Genomic DNA, 18,187 nt, shown 5'->3' with positions numbered 1-18,187 from the left:
TACTGGTGTTACTGGTGTAACCGGCGCTACTGGCGCTACCGGAGCTACTGGTGCTACTGGCGAAACCGGTGCTACTGGAGCTGGCTTAGCGGCGCAAGGCTATGTATATGAACTTGCAACTATTGCTGATTCAACTGTTGTAGGTGGAGCAGACGTTCCATTCTCTAATAATGGACCTTTAACTGGCATAACTCATACACCAAGTACTACTACAATCACTGTAACAAGTGCCGGCACTTACGAAATTAATTATGGCATAAGTATAACTGCTGGTGTTGGCTCACAAATTGCAATTGCTGTAAATGGCACTGTTGATGCATCTACTCCTATAACAGCTTTAGTTGCTACTGGGGAATTATTTGGAAGCGCTATAATAACTCTAGCTGCTGGAGATGTAATCACTTTAAGAAATAATTCAGCAACACCTTTAGTAATGACATTAGCTCCAGGAGTTGGTTCCCAATTAACTATTAAGAAACTAGATTAATATTACAAAGCTGCCCTCTGCTTAAAGCAGAGGGTTTTTTTGTGTATTGTGTCAATCATTATAATAAATGTGCATACTTTTTCAAAAGCAATAAATGTGAATATTTTATTTCACAATCATTTAAATAAAAACATAATATAACAAGATGATATATTTTTTTCAACTAATATGTCTCAAGCTTTTAATATTCGGAGGAATACCATGAGCAATATAGCTTTACAAATAGAACGTTTGGCTGGCGGAAATATAGATTCTGGATCAAATGTCATATTTGATAACATTGTCTATAGTTCTGGAAATATTTCATATAATCCAGCTAATGGAGTAATAACCTTCAATGAAGCTGGAAGATATGTTTTAGATTGGTGGGTAACCACTCAAACATCTACAAGCCCAGGATTTGTTGTATTTTCAGCAGTTTCATCACAAGGTGATAATCTTGAAGGAAATTCTCCTACCAAAACTGGAGAGGTTGTTGGGGTTGGTATTGTTGATGTGGCATCTGCACCTGTCACATTAACAATAGATTATACAGGTTCAGGAACTGCTATTCTTGGGACATCTGTACCTGTTAAAGCTACTTTAGTTATAATACAAGATGATATAGTACCACCTACAGGTATCACTGGTTCTACAGGTGTTACCGGCTCTACTGGCGAAACTGGTGTTACTGGTGCTACCGGTGTTACCGGAGAAACTGGCACTACTGGCGCTACTGGTTCTATTGCTTCAGCATTATCCTTTGCGAATACCGCCGGAACAATAGCAGTGTTTCCTCCATTAAATACCGTGGTTACCGTAGTCTCAGTTGCAGTACCTGTAACAACTGGAGACGAGTTAAAGATTGATTTTGTAATTTATATTGAAAACGTAACTGAGGGTTCCTCAGAGCAGACATTTGAAACTAGGCTTTATAGAGATGGAACTCTAATAAATACTATAACCATCCAAAGAAGTATTAGCTCAGCTGGACCTCAAACATTCCAGATACCAAACACCTATGTTGATACTGCTGTAGCCACTATAGCAAGCACCTATGAAGTAAGGGTTATATTTACAACAGCTATGAATATAACATCTGCTTCGGCTATTAATAGGAATATGAATATAATTAATTTTCTTTAAAATTTAAAATGCCACTCTCTAAGAAGTTTTTCTTAGAGAGTGGCTGTTTTTTTATTTATTCTTTTGTGCATATTATTTATAAAATCCACTATAAACAATATACTAATCTCATTTTTACTTTTTGTATAAGCTATAATTATTAATTATAGTTATTACTTTTCAAGTTAAATAACTGCTTCTTTAATACAACAGAGTCTTCTGGTAATTTAGATTGATTACCTAATGATTGAGTTTTCTTTGGCATGATTCCAACTAATTCCCATCCATCTTTTCCATATTCGTTTAATTTATCTTCGATAGTTGCTCCATTACCTGCATTTATGAATTCATCAACTGTAAAAACTTTGTATTGCCATTCAGCGTTCATAATATCACTCCTCTTAATTTCAAGCTTTTATTATATTATTCCCATAAAAAATCCTTACATTCCTAACTATTTTAATTTATGATGGCTTGACAAAAGCGTATAGCAACCATATACTATTGACATGGATAAATTTATAAATAACAAACATGAAATTGCATATAATTCTCTGAATTTAGCGGTTGCATTGACTAATCTTGATAAAAAGACTCGCTACTTTGGAACTGATGTACCGATTTTTCACTCTGAAATACATGTGATAAAGGTTATTGCCGAGAATCCTGGCATTCATGTAGGTGGACTGGCCGAGATTCTAGGAGTAACTAAAGGTAGTGTTTCCGAGATTCTTAAAAAGCTAGAGAGAAAGGATCTAGTTATAAAACAAATTGATGATCTTAATTTATCTAGATATTCAATAAGTTTGACTGAAAAAGGTAAAAAAGCTCATAACAACCATATGCTTTATCATTCTATTGTAAATAATATGGTTGAAGATGGACTACAAAATGCCTCTGAACATGAATTGGAATTTTTGTCAAACTTTTTGTCTACCCTAATAAACAAGGTTAAATTTTTTAGTGAAAATCTTGATGAATAAAATTTTTATGCAAGTGTATGGTTACTATACACATTCTATTATATTTTAGTTAGGGGGTGTTAACATCAAAAGAAAAAAATTATCAAAGCCATATATAGCTTCTGATAATAGTGAAGCGAGTGAGCAGAGATATAAACAAATACTTGAAGCTGATAAAAGGGCCTTATGGGTTATCTATAATTCTTTAGCCTCATGCGTTCCATTTGGTTTTTATCCATATGAATACCCAATATTTCCACCAGCCAATTCTTTTAATAAATAATAGGTTGAAAAATAATAAAATTTATAGACGCTTAAAAAAGTAATATGAATGAACAGCTTTACTTAAGTGTATAGTAACCATACACATTTTGCCAATAAATTCACTAAAGAATAAAAAACCACATACTCTCAGTATTTTGAGAATATGTGGTCTATTAGCTTTATAGTTTCAGTATTAACCTATTAATTTTTCTAAATCAGCTATTATCACATTAACTTTTTCAAGTTTGCCTATAGCATAATCTTTTTCTATTAACCATTCAATGCCCATTTCTAGACATCTTTTTTCCTCTTTATATTCAGCTAATAATTCTACTAACTTGTTACTCATAAACTCACCCCATATGAATATTTTTTAAATATTTTACACTAATAATACTTATGAATAAAAATCATTATATTTGACAAAACTTATTGTAATAATAACTATATATCTTATTTTACAATTCAAGTATTATATTATAATATAACAACTTTATATCATAAAAACTATTCTACAGTTACTGATTTTGCAAGATTTCTTGGTTTATCAACATCAAGCCCTTTATCTTTAGCTATATAATAAGCCATTAATTGGTGAGGTATGACTGCTAAAACTGGTGCTAATAAATCGCTTGTTTGTGGAATTTCTATTGGATAATCTAAAGATTCCATAATCTCTTTTTCTCCTTCATAGCAAATTCCTGCTATTTTAGCTCCTCTTGTTACAACTTCTTTTATATTACTAACCATTTTGTCTATTAACTTTCTTTGAGTTAAGGTAGTTATAACCATAGTTCCTTCTTCTATTAAAGCTATAGGACCATGTTTTAATTCTCCACCTGCATAAGCTTCTGAATGGATATAAGTTACTTCTTTAACTTTAAGAGATCCTTCTACACTTATTGCATAATCTACGCCTCTTCCTAAATAGAATATATCTTTCTCCATATAGTGTTCTGCTGCAAATCTTTGAACTATATCTTTGTTATCTATAACTTGTTTTGCTTTCTCTGGTAAGGTAAGCATTTCTTTTTTAATTTCTTCTATCTCTTCTGCTGTTAATGTTCCTTTTAATTCAGCAATATAAAGTGCTAATATATCAAATGCTATTAACATTGTAATATAAGCTTTTGTTGATGCAACTGCAACTTCTGGTCCTGCCCAAGTGTATATTACATCATCTGCTTCTCTTGATACTGAGCTTCCTACTACGTTAGTAATAGCCATAACTCTAGCACCTTTTTTCTTAGAGTCTCTTAATACTGCTAAGGTATCTGCTGTTTCTCCTGATTGGCTTATAACTATTAATAAAGATTTATCAGTTATTAATGGTTCTCTATATCTAAATTCAGAAGCTATATCTACTTCAACAGGTATTTTTCCCCATCTTTCTATAACTGTTTTTCCTACTAATCCAGCGTTATATGCTGTTCCACAAGCAACTACAAATACTTTATCTATTTTATCTAAATCTTCTTTTGTAAGAGAGATATCATCTAGTTTAATTTTTTCACCTAAGGCAATTCTTGAAGTCATTGTATCTCTTATTGATTTTGGTTGTTCATGAATTTCTTTTAGCATAAAGTCTTCATATCCACCTTTTTCTGCTGCATCAGCATTCCAAGTTACGTGGAAAACATCTTTTTCTACTTTATCTCCATCTTCATTATATAAAGTAACTCCATTTTCATCTATTACAACAAATTCTTTATCTTCTAGTAAATAAACATCTCTAGTATAGTTTAAAACTGCTGGAATATCTGATGCTATGAAGTTTTCGCCTTCACCTAAACCAACTATAAGAGGGCTGTCTTTTCTTACTGCTACTATTTTATTTGGTTCATTTTTAGATATTACTCCTATAGCATAACTACCTTCCATTTTCTTAGTAGCTTCCATAACAGCTTCTAATAAGTTTCCTTTGTAGTAGTAATCAACTAAGTTAGGTATTACTTCTGTATCAGTTTCTGAAAAGAATTTATACCCTTTACCTTTAAGCCATTCTCTTAATCTTCCGTAGTTTTCTATTATACCATTATGAACTACGCTGATTGTTTCGCTTTCATTTGAATGTGGATGAGAGTTTACATCTGATGGTTCTCCATGAGTAGCCCATCTAGTATGCCCTATTCCTAATGATCCTTCTATAGGATTTTTTTCTAATTTATCTTCAAGATTTGCTAATCTTCCTTTACATTTGCTTACTTCAATTTCTCCGTTATTTAATACAGCAACTCCTGCTGAGTCGTATCCTCTATATTCAAGTTTTGATAATCCTTCTACTAATATATCTGAAGCTTTTTTACTTCCTAAATAACCTACTATACCGCACATATTTTTTACCTTCCTTTTTGCAATCATTATATTTTTTGTATTTTTTTACTAAAAAAGGGTATAAAAATACTAGGGTCCAAAAGCCCTAGTTTTTTTGCTTTAACACCTGATAGGATTTGTGCTAGAAATTGCTCCCTAGTTTTGTCCTTTCGTTAACGGTAGTGCGATACCGTGGGGCACCCGCCGAAATATTCGATAAACCCCAACCCTCGTCAACTTAAAAAGAATATACCCGATCCCTTCTTAAGTTCTGGCGCTTGTATAAAATTTTCTTGAAACCTTATTTTTTCTTACTCTATATACATCCCACCTTTCACAAATATATCATTACACTTTCATATTTTATCATATACACTTACAAAAGCAAGTGATTTTTTATCATATACTAATATTTATGCAAATATTAAGAAAAATGTTACTTTATATTAATAATATAAAAAGCCTAGAGACTTTATATCTTTTGGCGAAAGATTTGTGAGAGAAGCAAGTTCTCTTGTCCCTAGGCTAATTAGCTATTTTTTATTGTTCTAATTTATTTTCATTGATCCAAGACATCATTTCTCTAAGTTCTTTTCCAACCTTTTCTATTTGATGTTCTTTTTCTATTCTTCTTCTTGCATTAAATGCTGGTCTATTTACTTGATTTTCTACTAACCAGTTTTTAGCAAATGTACCATCTTGAATTTCATGAAGTACTTTTTCCATTTCCTTCTTAGTTTCAGATGTTATTATTCTCTTACCTACTGAATAGTCTCCATATTCAGCTGTATCACTTATAGAATATCTCATCAAGCTCATTCCACCTTGATACATTAAATCAACTATTAATTTCATCTCATGTAAACACTCAAAGTAAGCATTTTCTGGAGCATATCCAGCTTCAACTAAAACTTCAAATCCAGTTTTTATAAGTTCTGAAACTCCTCCACATAAAACAGCTTGTTCTCCGAAAAGATCAGTTTCTGTTTCATCTCTAAATGTAGTTTCTACAACTCCAGCTCTAGCTCCACCTATTCCATTTGTGTATGCTAATGCTAATTCTTTAGCATTTCCAGTGTAATCTTGATGTACAGCTATTAAACATGGTACTCCTGATCCTTGTGTATATGTTCTTCTAACCATATGTCCTGGTCCTTTTGGAGCAGCCATAAATACATCTACATTTGCAGGAGGAACTATCTGTCCATAATGAATATTAAATCCATGAGCAAATACTAAAGCTTTTCCTTCTGTAAGATTTGGTGCTACTTTTTCACTATATAATTTAGCTTGTTTTTCATCTGGTACTAATATCATTATTACGTCTGAAGTTTTAACCGCTTCTGCTGTATCTAAAACTTTTAATCCAGCTGCTTCTGCTTTTTCCCACGATTTACTACCTTCATATAATCCTACTACAACATCTACTCCACTTTCATGAAGGTTAAGTGAATGAGCGTGTCCTTGGCTTCCATAGCCTATAACTGCAACTCTTTTTCCTTTTAATAATTCAAGATTTGTGTCCTTTTCATAATACATTTTTGCCATTTTAGCTCCCCCTTATTATTTATACATCTTCTTCATATATGATTTGATTTATAAGTGCTCCTGGTGCAACCATTGGGAACACCTTTTTATCCTCATGCACCCTATAGTCAATAACTACTGGCACTGAAGAATTGATGGCTTCTTTTAAAACAGGTTCTAATTCTTCCCTTTTTTCTACTAAGTATCCTTTTCCTCCATAAGCTTCAACAAGCTTAACAAAATTAGTCCCTCTGTTTATACTGGTATGAGAGTATCTTTCTTCATAGAAGAAATTCTGCCACTGTCTTACCATTCCTAGTGCATTGTTGTTTACTATTATAGTAATTACTGGCGCCTTTTGAGCGTAGGCAGTTGCAAGTTCATTACAGTTCATTGCAAAACTCCCATCTCCAGCAATATTAATAACTAATTTATCTGGATTTCCAACCTTACTTCCTATAGCTGCCCCAAGTCCAAAGCCCATAGTTCCAAGGCCTCCAGAAGTTACAAATCTTTTTGGTTTCATGTGTTTATAAAACTGTGACGCCCACATCTGATGCTGACCAACTTCTGTTGTTATTATAGCTTCTCCATTTGTGAGGTCATTTATTTTTTCAAATAAAAACTCTGGAGTCAATTCTTCTTTTTTACTATTTAAATTCTTCACAGAATCCTTATATCCTTTTATTTTTTCTGTCCACTCATTATTATTTTTCTTTTCTACAAGAGGAATAAGTTTTCTTAATGTTTCCCTTACATCTCCTATTACACTTGCATCAACTTTAACATTCTTATTTATCTCTGCTGGGTCTACATCTAGATGAATTATTTTAGCCCCTTCAAGATTAGAATTAGAGCTTATAACTCTATCACTAAATCTTGAACCTATTGCTATTAATAAATCACATTCCCAAGCTCCTAGATTAGAAGCCTTAGTTCCATGCATACCTATCATTCCTGTAAATAATGGATGAGTTACTGGGAATCCGCCCATGCACATTAATGATGTGGCTGTAGGAGAATCTATCTTTTCAGCAAATTCCATCAATTCTTCTGATGCATCTGCTCTGATTATTCCTCCACCTGCATATATAAATGGTTTTGAGGATTGGTTTATTAGCTTTGCTACTTCATCAAGAGCCTTATCTGTTATAAACTCAGTTTTTCTCTTAACTTTCACTGGTTCTTGTTTTATATATGCACCCTTTTGTGCACTTATATCTTTAGGTATATCTACAAGCACCGGGCCTGGTCTTCCTTCTTGAGCTATTCTAAAAGCTTCTCTAATAATATCAGCTAATTCATTAATATCTCTCACCATGAAATTATGCTTTGTAATAGGAAGGGTTATTCCTGTAATGTCTACTTCCTGAAAACTATCCTTACCAAGTAATGGTCTAGTTACATTCCCCGTTATTGCAACCATAGGTATAGAATCCATATAGGCAGTAGCAATTCCTGTTACTAAATTAGTTGCTCCCGGTCCTGATGTTGCCAGACAAACCCCAACCTTTCCTGTACTTCTTGCATATCCATCTGCGGCGTGAGACGCACCTTGTTCATGGCAAGTCAACACGTGTCTTATATCATTCCTGTATTTATATAAAGCATCGTATATATTTAATACTGCTCCTCCAGGATAACCAAATATAGTATCTACTCCCTGCTCTATTAGACATTGTATTAGTATCTCTGAACCATTTAATAACATTTAGCCCCCTCCTTATAAATTATTTAAATACAGCTCCTTTGCTGGCAGAACTTACAAGTTTGGCGTATCTTCCAAGATATCCATCTGTCACTTTAGGTGGTGGGCATATCCACCTGCTTCTTCTCTCAGCTAATTCCTCTTCTGTAACATTTACCTCTAATTTACCTTCTTGTATATTTATAGAGATTATATCTCCTTCTTGAACTAAAGCTATTATTCCACCTTCAGCTGCTTCTGGAGATACGTGACCTATTGCTGCTCCTCTAGTAGCACCTGAGAATCTTCCATCTGTAATAAGTGCTACAGAAGAATCTAATCCCATACCTGCTATTGCTGAAGTAGGAGATAACATTTCTCTCATACCTGGACCGCCTTTAGGGCCTTCATATCTTATTATAATTACATCCCCACTTTTAATTTTCCCTCTCCATATAGCTGCAATTGCATCTTCTTCAGAATCAAATACTCTAGCTGGCCCTTCATGAACCATCATCTCTGGAAGTACAGCTGACTTTTTAACAACAGCTCCTTCTAAAGCAAGATTTCCTTTTAACACCTGAATTCCACCAGTTTGGCTATATGGTTTATCAATAGGTTTAACAACATCATAATCTCTAACTACTACATTTTTAATATTTTCCCCAACTGTTTTAGTCGTAGCAGTGATTCCATCTAAGTATAACAAATCCTTTTTGGATAATTCATTCATAACGGCTTGTATACCACCTGCAAAATATAAATCTTCTATATGATTATCTCCTGCTGGAGCAAGCTTACATAGATTAGGTGTTTTAGAACTTATCTCATTTATCATATCTAAATTAAGCTCTAATTTAGCCTCGTTAGCTATAGCTGTTAAATGAAGTACTGAATTGGTTGAACAACCTAGTGCCATATCTACTGTTAACGCATTTTTTAAAGTGTTATCTGTAACTATATCTCTTGGTTTTATATCTTTTTTCACTAAGTCAAGTATTGCCATTCCAGCATTTTTAGCTAATCTTATTCTATCTGAATAAACTGCTGGGATTGTTCCATTTCCAGGAAGACCTAATCCTAGAACTTCAGTTAAACAATTCATAGAGTTAGCTGTAAACATACCTGAACATGAACCACATGTAGGACATGCACTTGACTCCATATCACATAAGTCTTCTTCACTCATCTTGTTTGCATTATAAGCTCCAACTGCTTCAAACATAGTAGAAAGAGAAACTGCTTTTCCCTTAAACTTTCCTGCAAGCATTGGGCCACCTGATATAATAACCGATGGGATATTTAATCTAAGTGCTGCCATTATCATACCTGGAACTATTTTATCGCAGTTAGGTACTAAAACTAATCCATCAAATTGATGTGCTCTTGCCATACATTCTATTGAATCAGCTATAAGTTCTCTAGTGCATAATGAATATCTCATTCCTTCATGCCCCATAGCTATACCATCACATACTCCTATAGTTGGAAATACTACTGGGGTACCTCCTGCAAGCAATACTCCACTTTTAGCACCATTTACTATTTTATCTAAGTTAACATGACCTGGAATAATATCATTTTGTGAACTTACTATTCCTATCATGGGTCTTTTCATCTCTTCATCTGAAAATCCTGCTGCTCTTAAAAGTGATCTATGAGGAGCCTTATCAGCTCCAAGTTTTATCTTATCGCTTCTCATATTAATTACTTCCCTTCTTTTATATAATTAACTACAAGTTCCCCCATTTCCTTAGTACCTATAAGTTTCATCCCTTCACTCATTATATCTCCAGTTCTATAACCTTCTTCTAAAACCTTCTCTACAGCTTTTTCTATAAGTTCAGCTTCCTCTACTAAACCAAAAGTAAACTTTAGCATCATAGCTGAAGAAAGAATTGTTGCTAATGGATTTGCAACTCCTTTTCCTGCTATATCAGGAGCTGAACCATGAATTGGTTCATACATACCAAAAGAATTTTCCCCTAAACTAGCTGATGGTAACATTCCTATTGAGCCTGTAATCATTGACGCTTCATCTGATAATATATCTCCAAATATATTGGAAGTTAAAATAACATCAAAACCTCTTGGATTTCTAACTAATTGCATTGAGGCATTATCCACATACATATGTTCCAAAGTTACTTCTGGATAGTCCTTATGAACTTCCTCAACTACTCTTCTCCATAATCTTGAACTTTCTAATATGTTAGCCTTATCTACAGAAGTCACCTTCTTGTTTCTTTTCATAGCAGTTTCAAAAGCTATTTTTGCTATTCTCTTTACTTCAGAAGTTGAATACTTTTCAGTATCTGTTGCTATTTCCTCTTCTCCTTCTTTCCATAAAGCTCTTTCTCCAAAATAAATCCCTCCTGTAAGTTCTCTAATAACGCAGATGTCTATTCCATCTCCTATTATTGAGTCTTTAAGTGGAGAGGCATCTCTTAAGGATGAATAAAGCACTGCTGGTCTTAAGTTACAATAAAGATTTAATCCTCCTCTTAGTCCAAGTAAAGCTTGCTCTGGTCTTATTTTAGCTGTTGGATCATCCCATTTAGGACCTCCTACTGCACCTAAAAGTACTGCATCACTATTCTTACACACTTCTAAAGTTTCCTCTGGAAGAGGTGTTCCTTTTTCATCAATAGCAATACCACCTGCTAATACATACTCATAGTTGAACTTATGAGAGTATTTATCCCCTATCACATTTAAAACTTTTACTGTTTCTTCAATAACTTCTGGTCCTATTCCATCTCCTGGTATAACCGCAACTTTATATTCCATAATTAGCCCCCTAATATTTAAAAATATTTTTTATTTATTTAACTAAATTATTTATAATTTTTCCATAAACTCTCGGAATGATTCCCCTCAGCATCACTCCCTTAAAAATACATCCTTACTTTTCTTTCAATATCTTTTATTAACTTATATTCAATAGAATCTACAAGAGCTATCCAGCTTGCTTCAATAATATCTTTAGACACCCCAACAGTAGTCCAATGTTCTAGCCCATCAGTAGATTCAATTAATACTCTAACAGATGCTTCTGTAGCTGACCCTGCATCTAAAACCCTAACCTTATAATCTATAAGCCTGACATCCTTAAGCTGTGGATAGAAAATTTCCAAGGCCTTTCTTAATGCTTTATCTAATGCATTAACTGGCCCATCGCCTTCTGCTACAGTCATTTCTTGTTTTCCTTCTACATTTATATTGATTAATGCTGTAGATGTAAAATCTCCTTTTAAAGATGGATGTTCCCCAATTACTTTAAAATTATTAAGTTTAAAAAAAGGCTTGTACTTTCCTATAACTTTTCTTATAACCAATTCTACAGTTCCTTCGGCTCCTTCAAATTGATATCCTTGATGTTCAAGTTCCTTAAGCTTATCTATAATAGTTTGTACTTCCTTACTGTCCTTAGACATATTAGGAAATATCTTTTGAACCTCTTTAAGAATTGTACTTTTTCCACTAACCTCAGAAACTAAAAATCTTCTCGAATTTCCTACAGCTTCTGGATTTATGTGTTCATAAGACTTAGACATTTTAATTACTGCATCTATATGCATTCCACCTTTATGAGCAAACGCTGAGTTTCCTACGTAAGGTGCATAGTCTTTAAGTGTAATATTGGATATTTCTGAAATTATTAGTGCTGCAGTTTTAAGCTTATTAAGTGCCCCGTCCTCTAAAACCTTCATCCCCATTTTAAGTTCTAAAGTTGGTATTATAGCACTTAGATTTGCATTACCACATCTTTCACCTATTCCTATAAATGTGCCTTGTATATGATTTGCCCCAGCACTTGCACTCATTATAGAATTAGCTACTGCCATCCCCATATCATCATGACAGTGTATTCCAATACTTCCTCCAACAAGTTCTCTAACTTCTAAAGTTATCTTTTCAACCTCTGTTGGAAGGGTTCCTCCATTAGTATCACAAAGTACTATTACATCTGCTCCAGCTTCCTTTGCAACCTTTAAGGTTTCTAATGAATATTGCTTATTGCTTTTATATCCGTCGAAAAAATGCTCCCCATCAAATATTACTTCTTTTCCATTCTTTTTTAAGAAGTCTATGGACTCTTTTATAAGTTTTAGATTTTCTTCTAAACTTGTCTTTAATATATCTATAACATGAAAATCTGAACTTTTCCCAAATATAGTTACAGTTTTTGTATTAGCTTCTAAAAGATCTCTTAGATTTTTATCTTCCTCAGCTTTAACTCCTAACCTTCTAGTACTACCAAAAGCTACTATCTTGGTGTTTTTAAGATTAAGTTCATTAACTCTCTTAAAAAACTCCATATCCTTAGGATTTGAACCTGGATTTCCAGCTTCAACATAATGTACTCCTAAATCATCTAATGCTTTAGCTATTTTCAACTTATCCTCTACTGAAAATGAAATTCCTTGCCCCTGTGCCCCATCTCTCAGGGTTGAATCTAGAATAAATACTTCATTGCTCATTGCTAAATCACTCCTAATAACAAACTTTCCCCAAATTAAGTTTCAAAATATTCAGAATGAGAGCTTATATCTTTTTCTCCTCTTTCTAGCGCTGTAAGACCAGTTCTAACTATTTCTTTTATACCATAGTCATCCATTAGTTTAATAAGTGCTGCTACTTTACTTTCATCCCCAGTTAGTTCAATAGTTAAGGTCTCCATGGAAATGTCTATAACCTTACATCTAAAAATCTTAACTATCTCATTTATAGCTGCTCTTTGATTAACATCTGCATTTACCTTTATGAGAACCAATTCTCTATAAACAGAAGAATCTGGATCTAATTCTATAACTTTTTTTACATCTTCAAGCTTAGCTAATTGATTTTTAACTTGCTCTACGATATCACTGTCCCCATTCATAGTTATAGTCATTCTAGATAACTCTGGATTTTCGGTTCTTCCTACGGTTAAACTATCAATGTTATATCCTCTTCTAGAAAATAGCCCCGCAACCCTACTAAGTACACCAGAATAATTCTTTACAACTACTGATAAAACATGTTTATCCATAGTAATCCCCCTTTTTTTGTGTAAATAAAACCCACCTTAATGATATAATCATTATAGGTGGGAATATAATCATTCTATATACCGCCTTTAGTATAATATCACTCGGTTCTAACAAACCCTTGCTTTTAACGGGGCTTACCGGAGATCGCTTACTCACTAATTAATTAAATTAGTTTTCTGGACTCTGCTCTGGAGTGATATCTGTCTAGTAAAAGTATCGGTTTTCACCAACCACCGACTCTCTGAAACTTTAAATTCCAAACAAAAGTCTCCTTCTTAGCATTTCTTTTTACTACTAAATATTAACTTAATAAATCCTTATTTTTAATTTATTGTACTCTCTGATATGAATTTAGTCAACACATTCTTTATTCTTTATTTATTTGATAATATTTATTCTTTTTTATTGTTAAATCTATATTCAAAATCCACAATTTTCTTACTAATCAGAATAATCTCTTGTGAATTATTTATCTAAAGCTTTAATTTATGTTCGTAAAAACCTCTATTTTCCGTGTCTATTTTTGTCGATTTTCTTTTACTCTTATCGTTTTCTCTGTACTTATCTATTCTATCCTTAACCCCATGAGGTTATGATAATTCTAGTTATTATGTTATAATATATATGACTTGATTTCATGTTTCAAGTCCCCCAATGTTAAAAGGCTGAGTTAATTTCTTAACTCAGCCTTTTAACGTTTCTAACTATTAGCTTTTTGCTCTATTAGAGCTCCTAGTTCTTTAGCCATCTTATCTATTTCTTCTTGATTTTCTCCTTCTAGCATAACTCTTACTAGAGGTTCTGTGCCTGAAGGTCTTATTAGAACTCTTCCACATCCATGAAGAGATTTTTCTATTTTTTCTATTTCATTTTTAATTTCAGTATCTTTTTCATGAATATCTTTTTTATCATTTGGAACCTTAGCATTAATTAATACTTGAGGTAAGTCCTTCATTATCTTAGCTAACTCGCTTAAACTTTTTTTGCTTCTTCTTATGGTTGAAGCTATTTGAAGTGCAGTTACTAATCCGTCTCCGGTAGTGTTGTAATCAAGGAAAATTACATGTCCAGATTGTTCTCCACCCAATACATGGCCACTCTTAAGCATTTCTTCTAATACATATCTATCTCCAACTTTAGTTATAGAAGTTTTTATGCCTTCTTTTTCGCAAGCAATCATAAGTCCTAAGTTACTCATAACCGTTACAACTAAAGTGTCGTCTTTTAATCTTCCAAGTTCTTTAAGATGTTTTGCGCATATAGTCATTATGAAATCTCCATTAACAAGATTTCCTTTTTCATCTACAGCTAAACATCTATCTGCATCTCCATCAAAAGCGAATCCAACATCACAGCCTTTCCTTACCACATAGTCCATAAGTTCTTCTGTATGAGTTGATCCACAGTTTTCATTTATATTAGTTCCATCTGGAGTATTATTTATAACATAAACATCTGCTCCTAATTCTCTAAAACATTTTACAGCAGCTTCATAAGCAGCTCCATTTGCACAGTCTAACGCTACCTTTAATCCTTTTAAATCTACAGATATTGTATCTTTTGCAAAATCTATATAATGTTCTAAAGCAGCAATTTCATGAATTTTTCTGCCTAGGTTTTCTCCTGTTGGTGATGGTACATCTTCAAAATTATTTTCTATAACTCTTTGAATTTCATCTTCCAATTCATCTGAAAGTTTTAATCCTTTATCATCAAAAAATTTAATTCCATTATATTCAACTGGATTATGGGAAGCAGATATCATTACACCAGCATCAGCCCCATATTTTCTTGTTAAATAGGCAACTGCTGGGGTAGGAATTACATCTAAACATACAGCTTCTGCACCTACCGAAAGTATTCCTGCAACTAATGCAGATTCTAACATATCTCCTGATATTCTAGTATCTTTTGCAACTAATATCTTAGGTTTATGAGTTCCTTCTGTTAATACATAAGCTCCTGCTCTTCCTAAGTTATAGGCTAAAGTTGCTGTAAGCTCAGTATTTGCTATTCCTCTAACACCATCTGTTCCAAACATTCTATCCATAAAAATTTACCTCACTCTTTCATTAAGTAATTCAATCCACTTATTATTATACAAAAATATAGAAATTGTGCAACTATACTTCAGTATTGCTATTTCCCTGAGGATTGCTTTGATTTTGAAGTGGCTCCATTGCCAATTTATCATAAACAGATTTAGTGGGAATAAGCCATACTTGCCCAGTGCCTCTATATACGTTCAAAAACCCTTCACCAGATGTTACTGAACCTACTATAGATTTAGCTGCTTTTTCTACTGTAAAATCTATATTTCCGCTTCTAAGCATAACAAAATTACCATCAACCTTAAGTGTATCATCTATCAATGTACACTTAAAGACTTCTTTTTCTGGTACAGGAATCTCTAGTACTACAATTCCACTTCCTGAAAGTTTAGTTTGAAAATATCCTTCATTTCCAAGAGCCATTGAACTTAAACTCTTAACTCTAGAAACCCCTACTTCTACATTACTTTCACACGCAAAAAAAAGTCCATCATCAACTATTATCTCTTCATCTTCAAGCTCTAATAGTGCAAAATGTCCAAAGGAGGGCTCTAAAAACATTTCCCCTGTTCCTTTGTACATTGGCTTAAACATGGTTTCTCCTGTGACCTTACTAGCAAAAAATTTCTTTCCAAGACCTAATACTCCCCCTACATTAGAGTGTATTTCTATATCACCCTTCATATAGCTTAATACACCAGATTCAAGAGTTACTGCACTACTATCTAAAAGTATCCTTACTTGTTTAAGCTTAATCCCAGAATCTTTCATAAACTTAAATTTTATAGCATCTTCTATCCTATTTCCCCCTTCTAGAGCATCATACTCAAGTACTTGAAAAACAGAATCACCTGCCATATCACTAAGCATAGTAAGCTTGTTTGTAATATTTAATGAAGATCTCATAATACACCTCTTAACTTAATTTAATAAATTCCTCAATATCTTCTTCAATAGTTTTGAGGGAAGCTCTCCAAAAATCTACATTTCTTATATCAATGTTCATTACCTTAGTAACATCTGCTAACTTATTTTTTCCTGTAATTGATAAAAGTTCTTCATAAACTTTTGGGAAGTCTTTTCCACTTTTTAGATACTCCGCATAAAGACCTTTTGAGAATAATAATCCAAATGCATAAGGGAAATTATAAAAATTACTGTTTGCATAATAATAATGAGGTTTCCAAGTCCACATATAAGGATGTAAATATTCTGGATCTAATCCATCACCATATGCCTCTCTTTGAGCGGTCACCATAATTTCTTTTATTTCTTCAGCTGATAATGCTCCATTTTTTCTTCTCTCAAACAATTCACTTTCAAATAAAAATCTTGAATATATATCAACAATTACTTGTGTGCAACCACTTATTTCTGTTTCTAATATAGATAGAGCTTCTTCTTTGCTTCCAGCTTTTATACCAGCTTTCATCACTATTGTTTCACAAAAAGTTGAAGCTGTCTCCGCTATAGGCATAGGATAATCTGCATTAAGTACCGCTTCATTTTTAAGACATTCTCCATGAAAACCGTGACCTAATTCATGCGCCATTGTAACAACGTCATTAAAGGAGTTTCCATAATTTAATAAGAATCTGCTTTCTCCTAGAAAATGAAGATTTTCGCAAAAAGCTCCTCCAACCTTACCTTCTTTAGGCATGACATCTATCCAGTTCTTATCAAAAGCCATTTTAGCAAAATCAGCTAAATTATCACTAAATGTTCTAAAATTATCTTCAACAAACTTCTTTCCCTTTTCATAAGAAAACTCCATATCAGCATCTGAAATTGGTGCATAAAGTTCATAGAAAGGAAGTCCGTTTTTATATCCTAATAGTTCTGCTTTTTTTCTTAAATACTTTCTGAAAATAGGTAGAGATTCCTTCATAGCTTCAAGCATAGCATTTAAAGACTCTTCATCCATCCTTGAATTAATTAAAGACATTTCTAAAGGGGATTTATATCCTCTTAAATCACTTATAGTTAGAACTTCCCCCTTAATTGCATTTAAGGCCGCAGCTACCCCATCTTCTATCTTTTTATAAGATTCAATCTCAGCTTCATAAGCTACTTTTCTAACTTCTTTATCTTTATCATGAGCCATGTTTAAAACAACTGTAAGTGGCACTTCCTTCTTTTTACCTTTAATATTCAACTCAACTTTGTGATTTGATATTAAAGAATCTTTAAGCTTTAACCAAGCATTAGAACCTGTATTTTGCATTTTCGCTATAACTTTCTCTTCTTTTTCACTTAAAATGTACTTGTTCAGCTCAACTTTTTCTTTTAAGAAAAATTCATATTCTTTCAGGAAAGGAGATTTTTCTAGAAGCTCATCTATATTAGATATTCCTCCTATCCATTTCTCTATCTTTGCATCTGACTCTGCCATATTACTTACATTTTGATTAAGTATATCTGAAGCCTTTAGAGCGTCAGTGTTTTTAGTATTAACACTTAAAGAAAGCTCTATAAATGATCCTAACTTAAAAAAGAAATTTTTCAAAGAACTTGTTTTGTTTATATATTCATGCAGTTTATCTATTACATTATCATAACTTGTAGTTGTATTATTAACCCATGAGTTATAGTCTTCTATTAATGTATTTGTTTTTTGAAGATCACCTTTAAATTCATTACTTTCAAAAGATAAATATAGCTCTTCTAAACTCCAATTTAAACTCATATTTTATTCCTCCTAAATTTCTATAATTATAATTTTTATTATATCATAATTTTATCCAATTATAGAGGAA

At 32.9% G+C, this 18,187-nt stretch carries 15 protein-coding genes; 3 read left to right on the top strand and 12 right to left on the bottom strand.

Going from position 1 to position 18,187, the window contains the following annotated elements; all coding sequences use genetic code 11:
* Both BUA92_RS16685 and BUA92_RS23035 read left to right on the top strand, forming a co-directional pair.
* The coding region (locus BUA92_RS16685; RefSeq protein ID WP_423236814.1) for a BclA C-terminal domain-containing protein at positions 1-487 on the top strand (487 nt) is incomplete at its 5' end.
* 201 nt (positions 488-688) lie between these two features.
* On the top strand, positions 689-1,612 hold the full coding sequence (locus BUA92_RS23035) for a hypothetical protein (protein WP_139259362.1): 924 nt from the start codon (positions 689-691) through the stop codon (positions 1,610-1,612).
* 139 nt (positions 1,613-1,751) lie between these two features.
* On the opposite strand, the gene BUA92_RS16675 is transcribed toward BUA92_RS23035, so the two are convergent.
* Positions 1,752-1,979, bottom strand: a complete 228-nt coding sequence (locus tag BUA92_RS16675; RefSeq protein ID WP_073021440.1) for a DUF4177 domain-containing protein — start codon at positions 1,977-1,979, stop codon at positions 1,752-1,754.
* 121 nt (positions 1,980-2,100) lie between these two features.
* Here BUA92_RS16675 and BUA92_RS16670 point away from each other — a divergent pair, with 121 nt between their 5' ends.
* On the top strand, positions 2,101-2,574 hold the full coding sequence (locus BUA92_RS16670; protein ID WP_073021438.1) for a MarR family winged helix-turn-helix transcriptional regulator: 474 nt from the start codon (positions 2,101-2,103) through the stop codon (positions 2,572-2,574).
* A gap of 436 nt (positions 2,575-3,010) precedes the next feature.
* Here BUA92_RS16670 and BUA92_RS23380 read toward each other — a convergent pair whose 3' ends face one another.
* The 11 genes from BUA92_RS23380 to BUA92_RS16615 form a co-directional block, all read right to left on the bottom strand.
* The gene (locus BUA92_RS23380; protein ID WP_021800259.1) at positions 3,011-3,166 is read right to left on the bottom strand and encodes a hypothetical protein; all 156 of its coding nucleotides are present in this window, start codon (positions 3,164-3,166) and stop codon (positions 3,011-3,013) included.
* A gap of 158 nt (positions 3,167-3,324) precedes the next feature.
* Positions 3,325-5,151 carry a glutamine--fructose-6-phosphate transaminase (isomerizing) gene (glmS, locus tag BUA92_RS16660; RefSeq protein ID WP_073021435.1) on the bottom strand — a complete coding sequence of 609 codons (1,827 nt, stop codon included), beginning with the start codon at positions 5,149-5,151 and terminating at the stop codon, positions 3,325-3,327.
* 519 nt (positions 5,152-5,670) lie between these two features.
* Positions 5,671-6,678 (bottom strand): ketol-acid reductoisomerase, encoded by a 1,008-nt coding sequence (gene ilvC / locus BUA92_RS16655; protein WP_073021433.1) that lies wholly within the window; start codon positions 6,676-6,678, stop codon positions 5,671-5,673.
* A gap of 19 nt (positions 6,679-6,697) precedes the next feature.
* Complete coding sequence (ilvB, locus tag BUA92_RS16650) at positions 6,698-8,368, bottom strand: biosynthetic-type acetolactate synthase large subunit (RefSeq protein ID WP_073021431.1); 1,671 nt, start codon at positions 8,366-8,368, stop codon at positions 6,698-6,700.
* 19 nt (positions 8,369-8,387) lie between these two features.
* Complete coding sequence (ilvD, locus tag BUA92_RS16645) at positions 8,388-10,046, bottom strand: dihydroxy-acid dehydratase (protein WP_073021429.1); 1,659 nt, start codon at positions 10,044-10,046, stop codon at positions 8,388-8,390.
* Between the two features lie 5 nt (positions 10,047-10,051).
* Positions 10,052-11,134, bottom strand: a complete 1,083-nt coding sequence (gene leuB / locus BUA92_RS16640; protein WP_073021427.1) for a 3-isopropylmalate dehydrogenase — start codon at positions 11,132-11,134, stop codon at positions 10,052-10,054.
* 101 nt (positions 11,135-11,235) lie between these two features.
* The gene (gene cimA, locus BUA92_RS16635; RefSeq protein ID WP_073021424.1) at positions 11,236-12,828 is read right to left on the bottom strand and encodes a citramalate synthase; all 1,593 of its coding nucleotides are present in this window, start codon (positions 12,826-12,828) and stop codon (positions 11,236-11,238) included.
* Between the two features lie 35 nt (positions 12,829-12,863).
* Positions 12,864-13,379 (bottom strand): acetolactate synthase small subunit, encoded by a 516-nt coding sequence (gene ilvN / locus BUA92_RS16630; RefSeq protein ID WP_073021422.1) that lies wholly within the window; start codon positions 13,377-13,379, stop codon positions 12,864-12,866.
* Between the two features lie 701 nt (positions 13,380-14,080).
* Positions 14,081-15,430 (bottom strand): phosphoglucosamine mutase, encoded by a 1,350-nt coding sequence (glmM, locus tag BUA92_RS16625; RefSeq protein ID WP_073021420.1) that lies wholly within the window; start codon positions 15,428-15,430, stop codon positions 14,081-14,083.
* 73 nt (positions 15,431-15,503) lie between these two features.
* Positions 15,504-16,337: an AIM24 family protein gene (locus tag BUA92_RS16620; RefSeq protein ID WP_073021418.1), complete on the bottom strand. Its 834-nt coding sequence runs from the start codon at positions 16,335-16,337 to the stop codon at positions 15,504-15,506.
* Positions 16,338-16,347: 10 nt separating this feature from the next.
* On the bottom strand, positions 16,348-18,117 hold the full coding sequence (locus BUA92_RS16615; RefSeq protein WP_073021415.1) for a M3 family oligoendopeptidase: 1,770 nt from the start codon (positions 18,115-18,117) through the stop codon (positions 16,348-16,350).
* Positions 18,118-18,187 lie beyond the last annotated feature (70 nt).

This window comes from Clostridium intestinale DSM 6191, from assembly GCF_900130055.1.
In the GTDB taxonomy this organism is placed as follows: Bacteria; Bacillota; Clostridia; order Clostridiales; family Clostridiaceae; genus Clostridium_T; species Clostridium_T intestinale.
The sequence above is the reverse complement of the archived record's forward strand: the minus strand, read 5'-3'. Positions and strand labels throughout refer to the sequence as shown.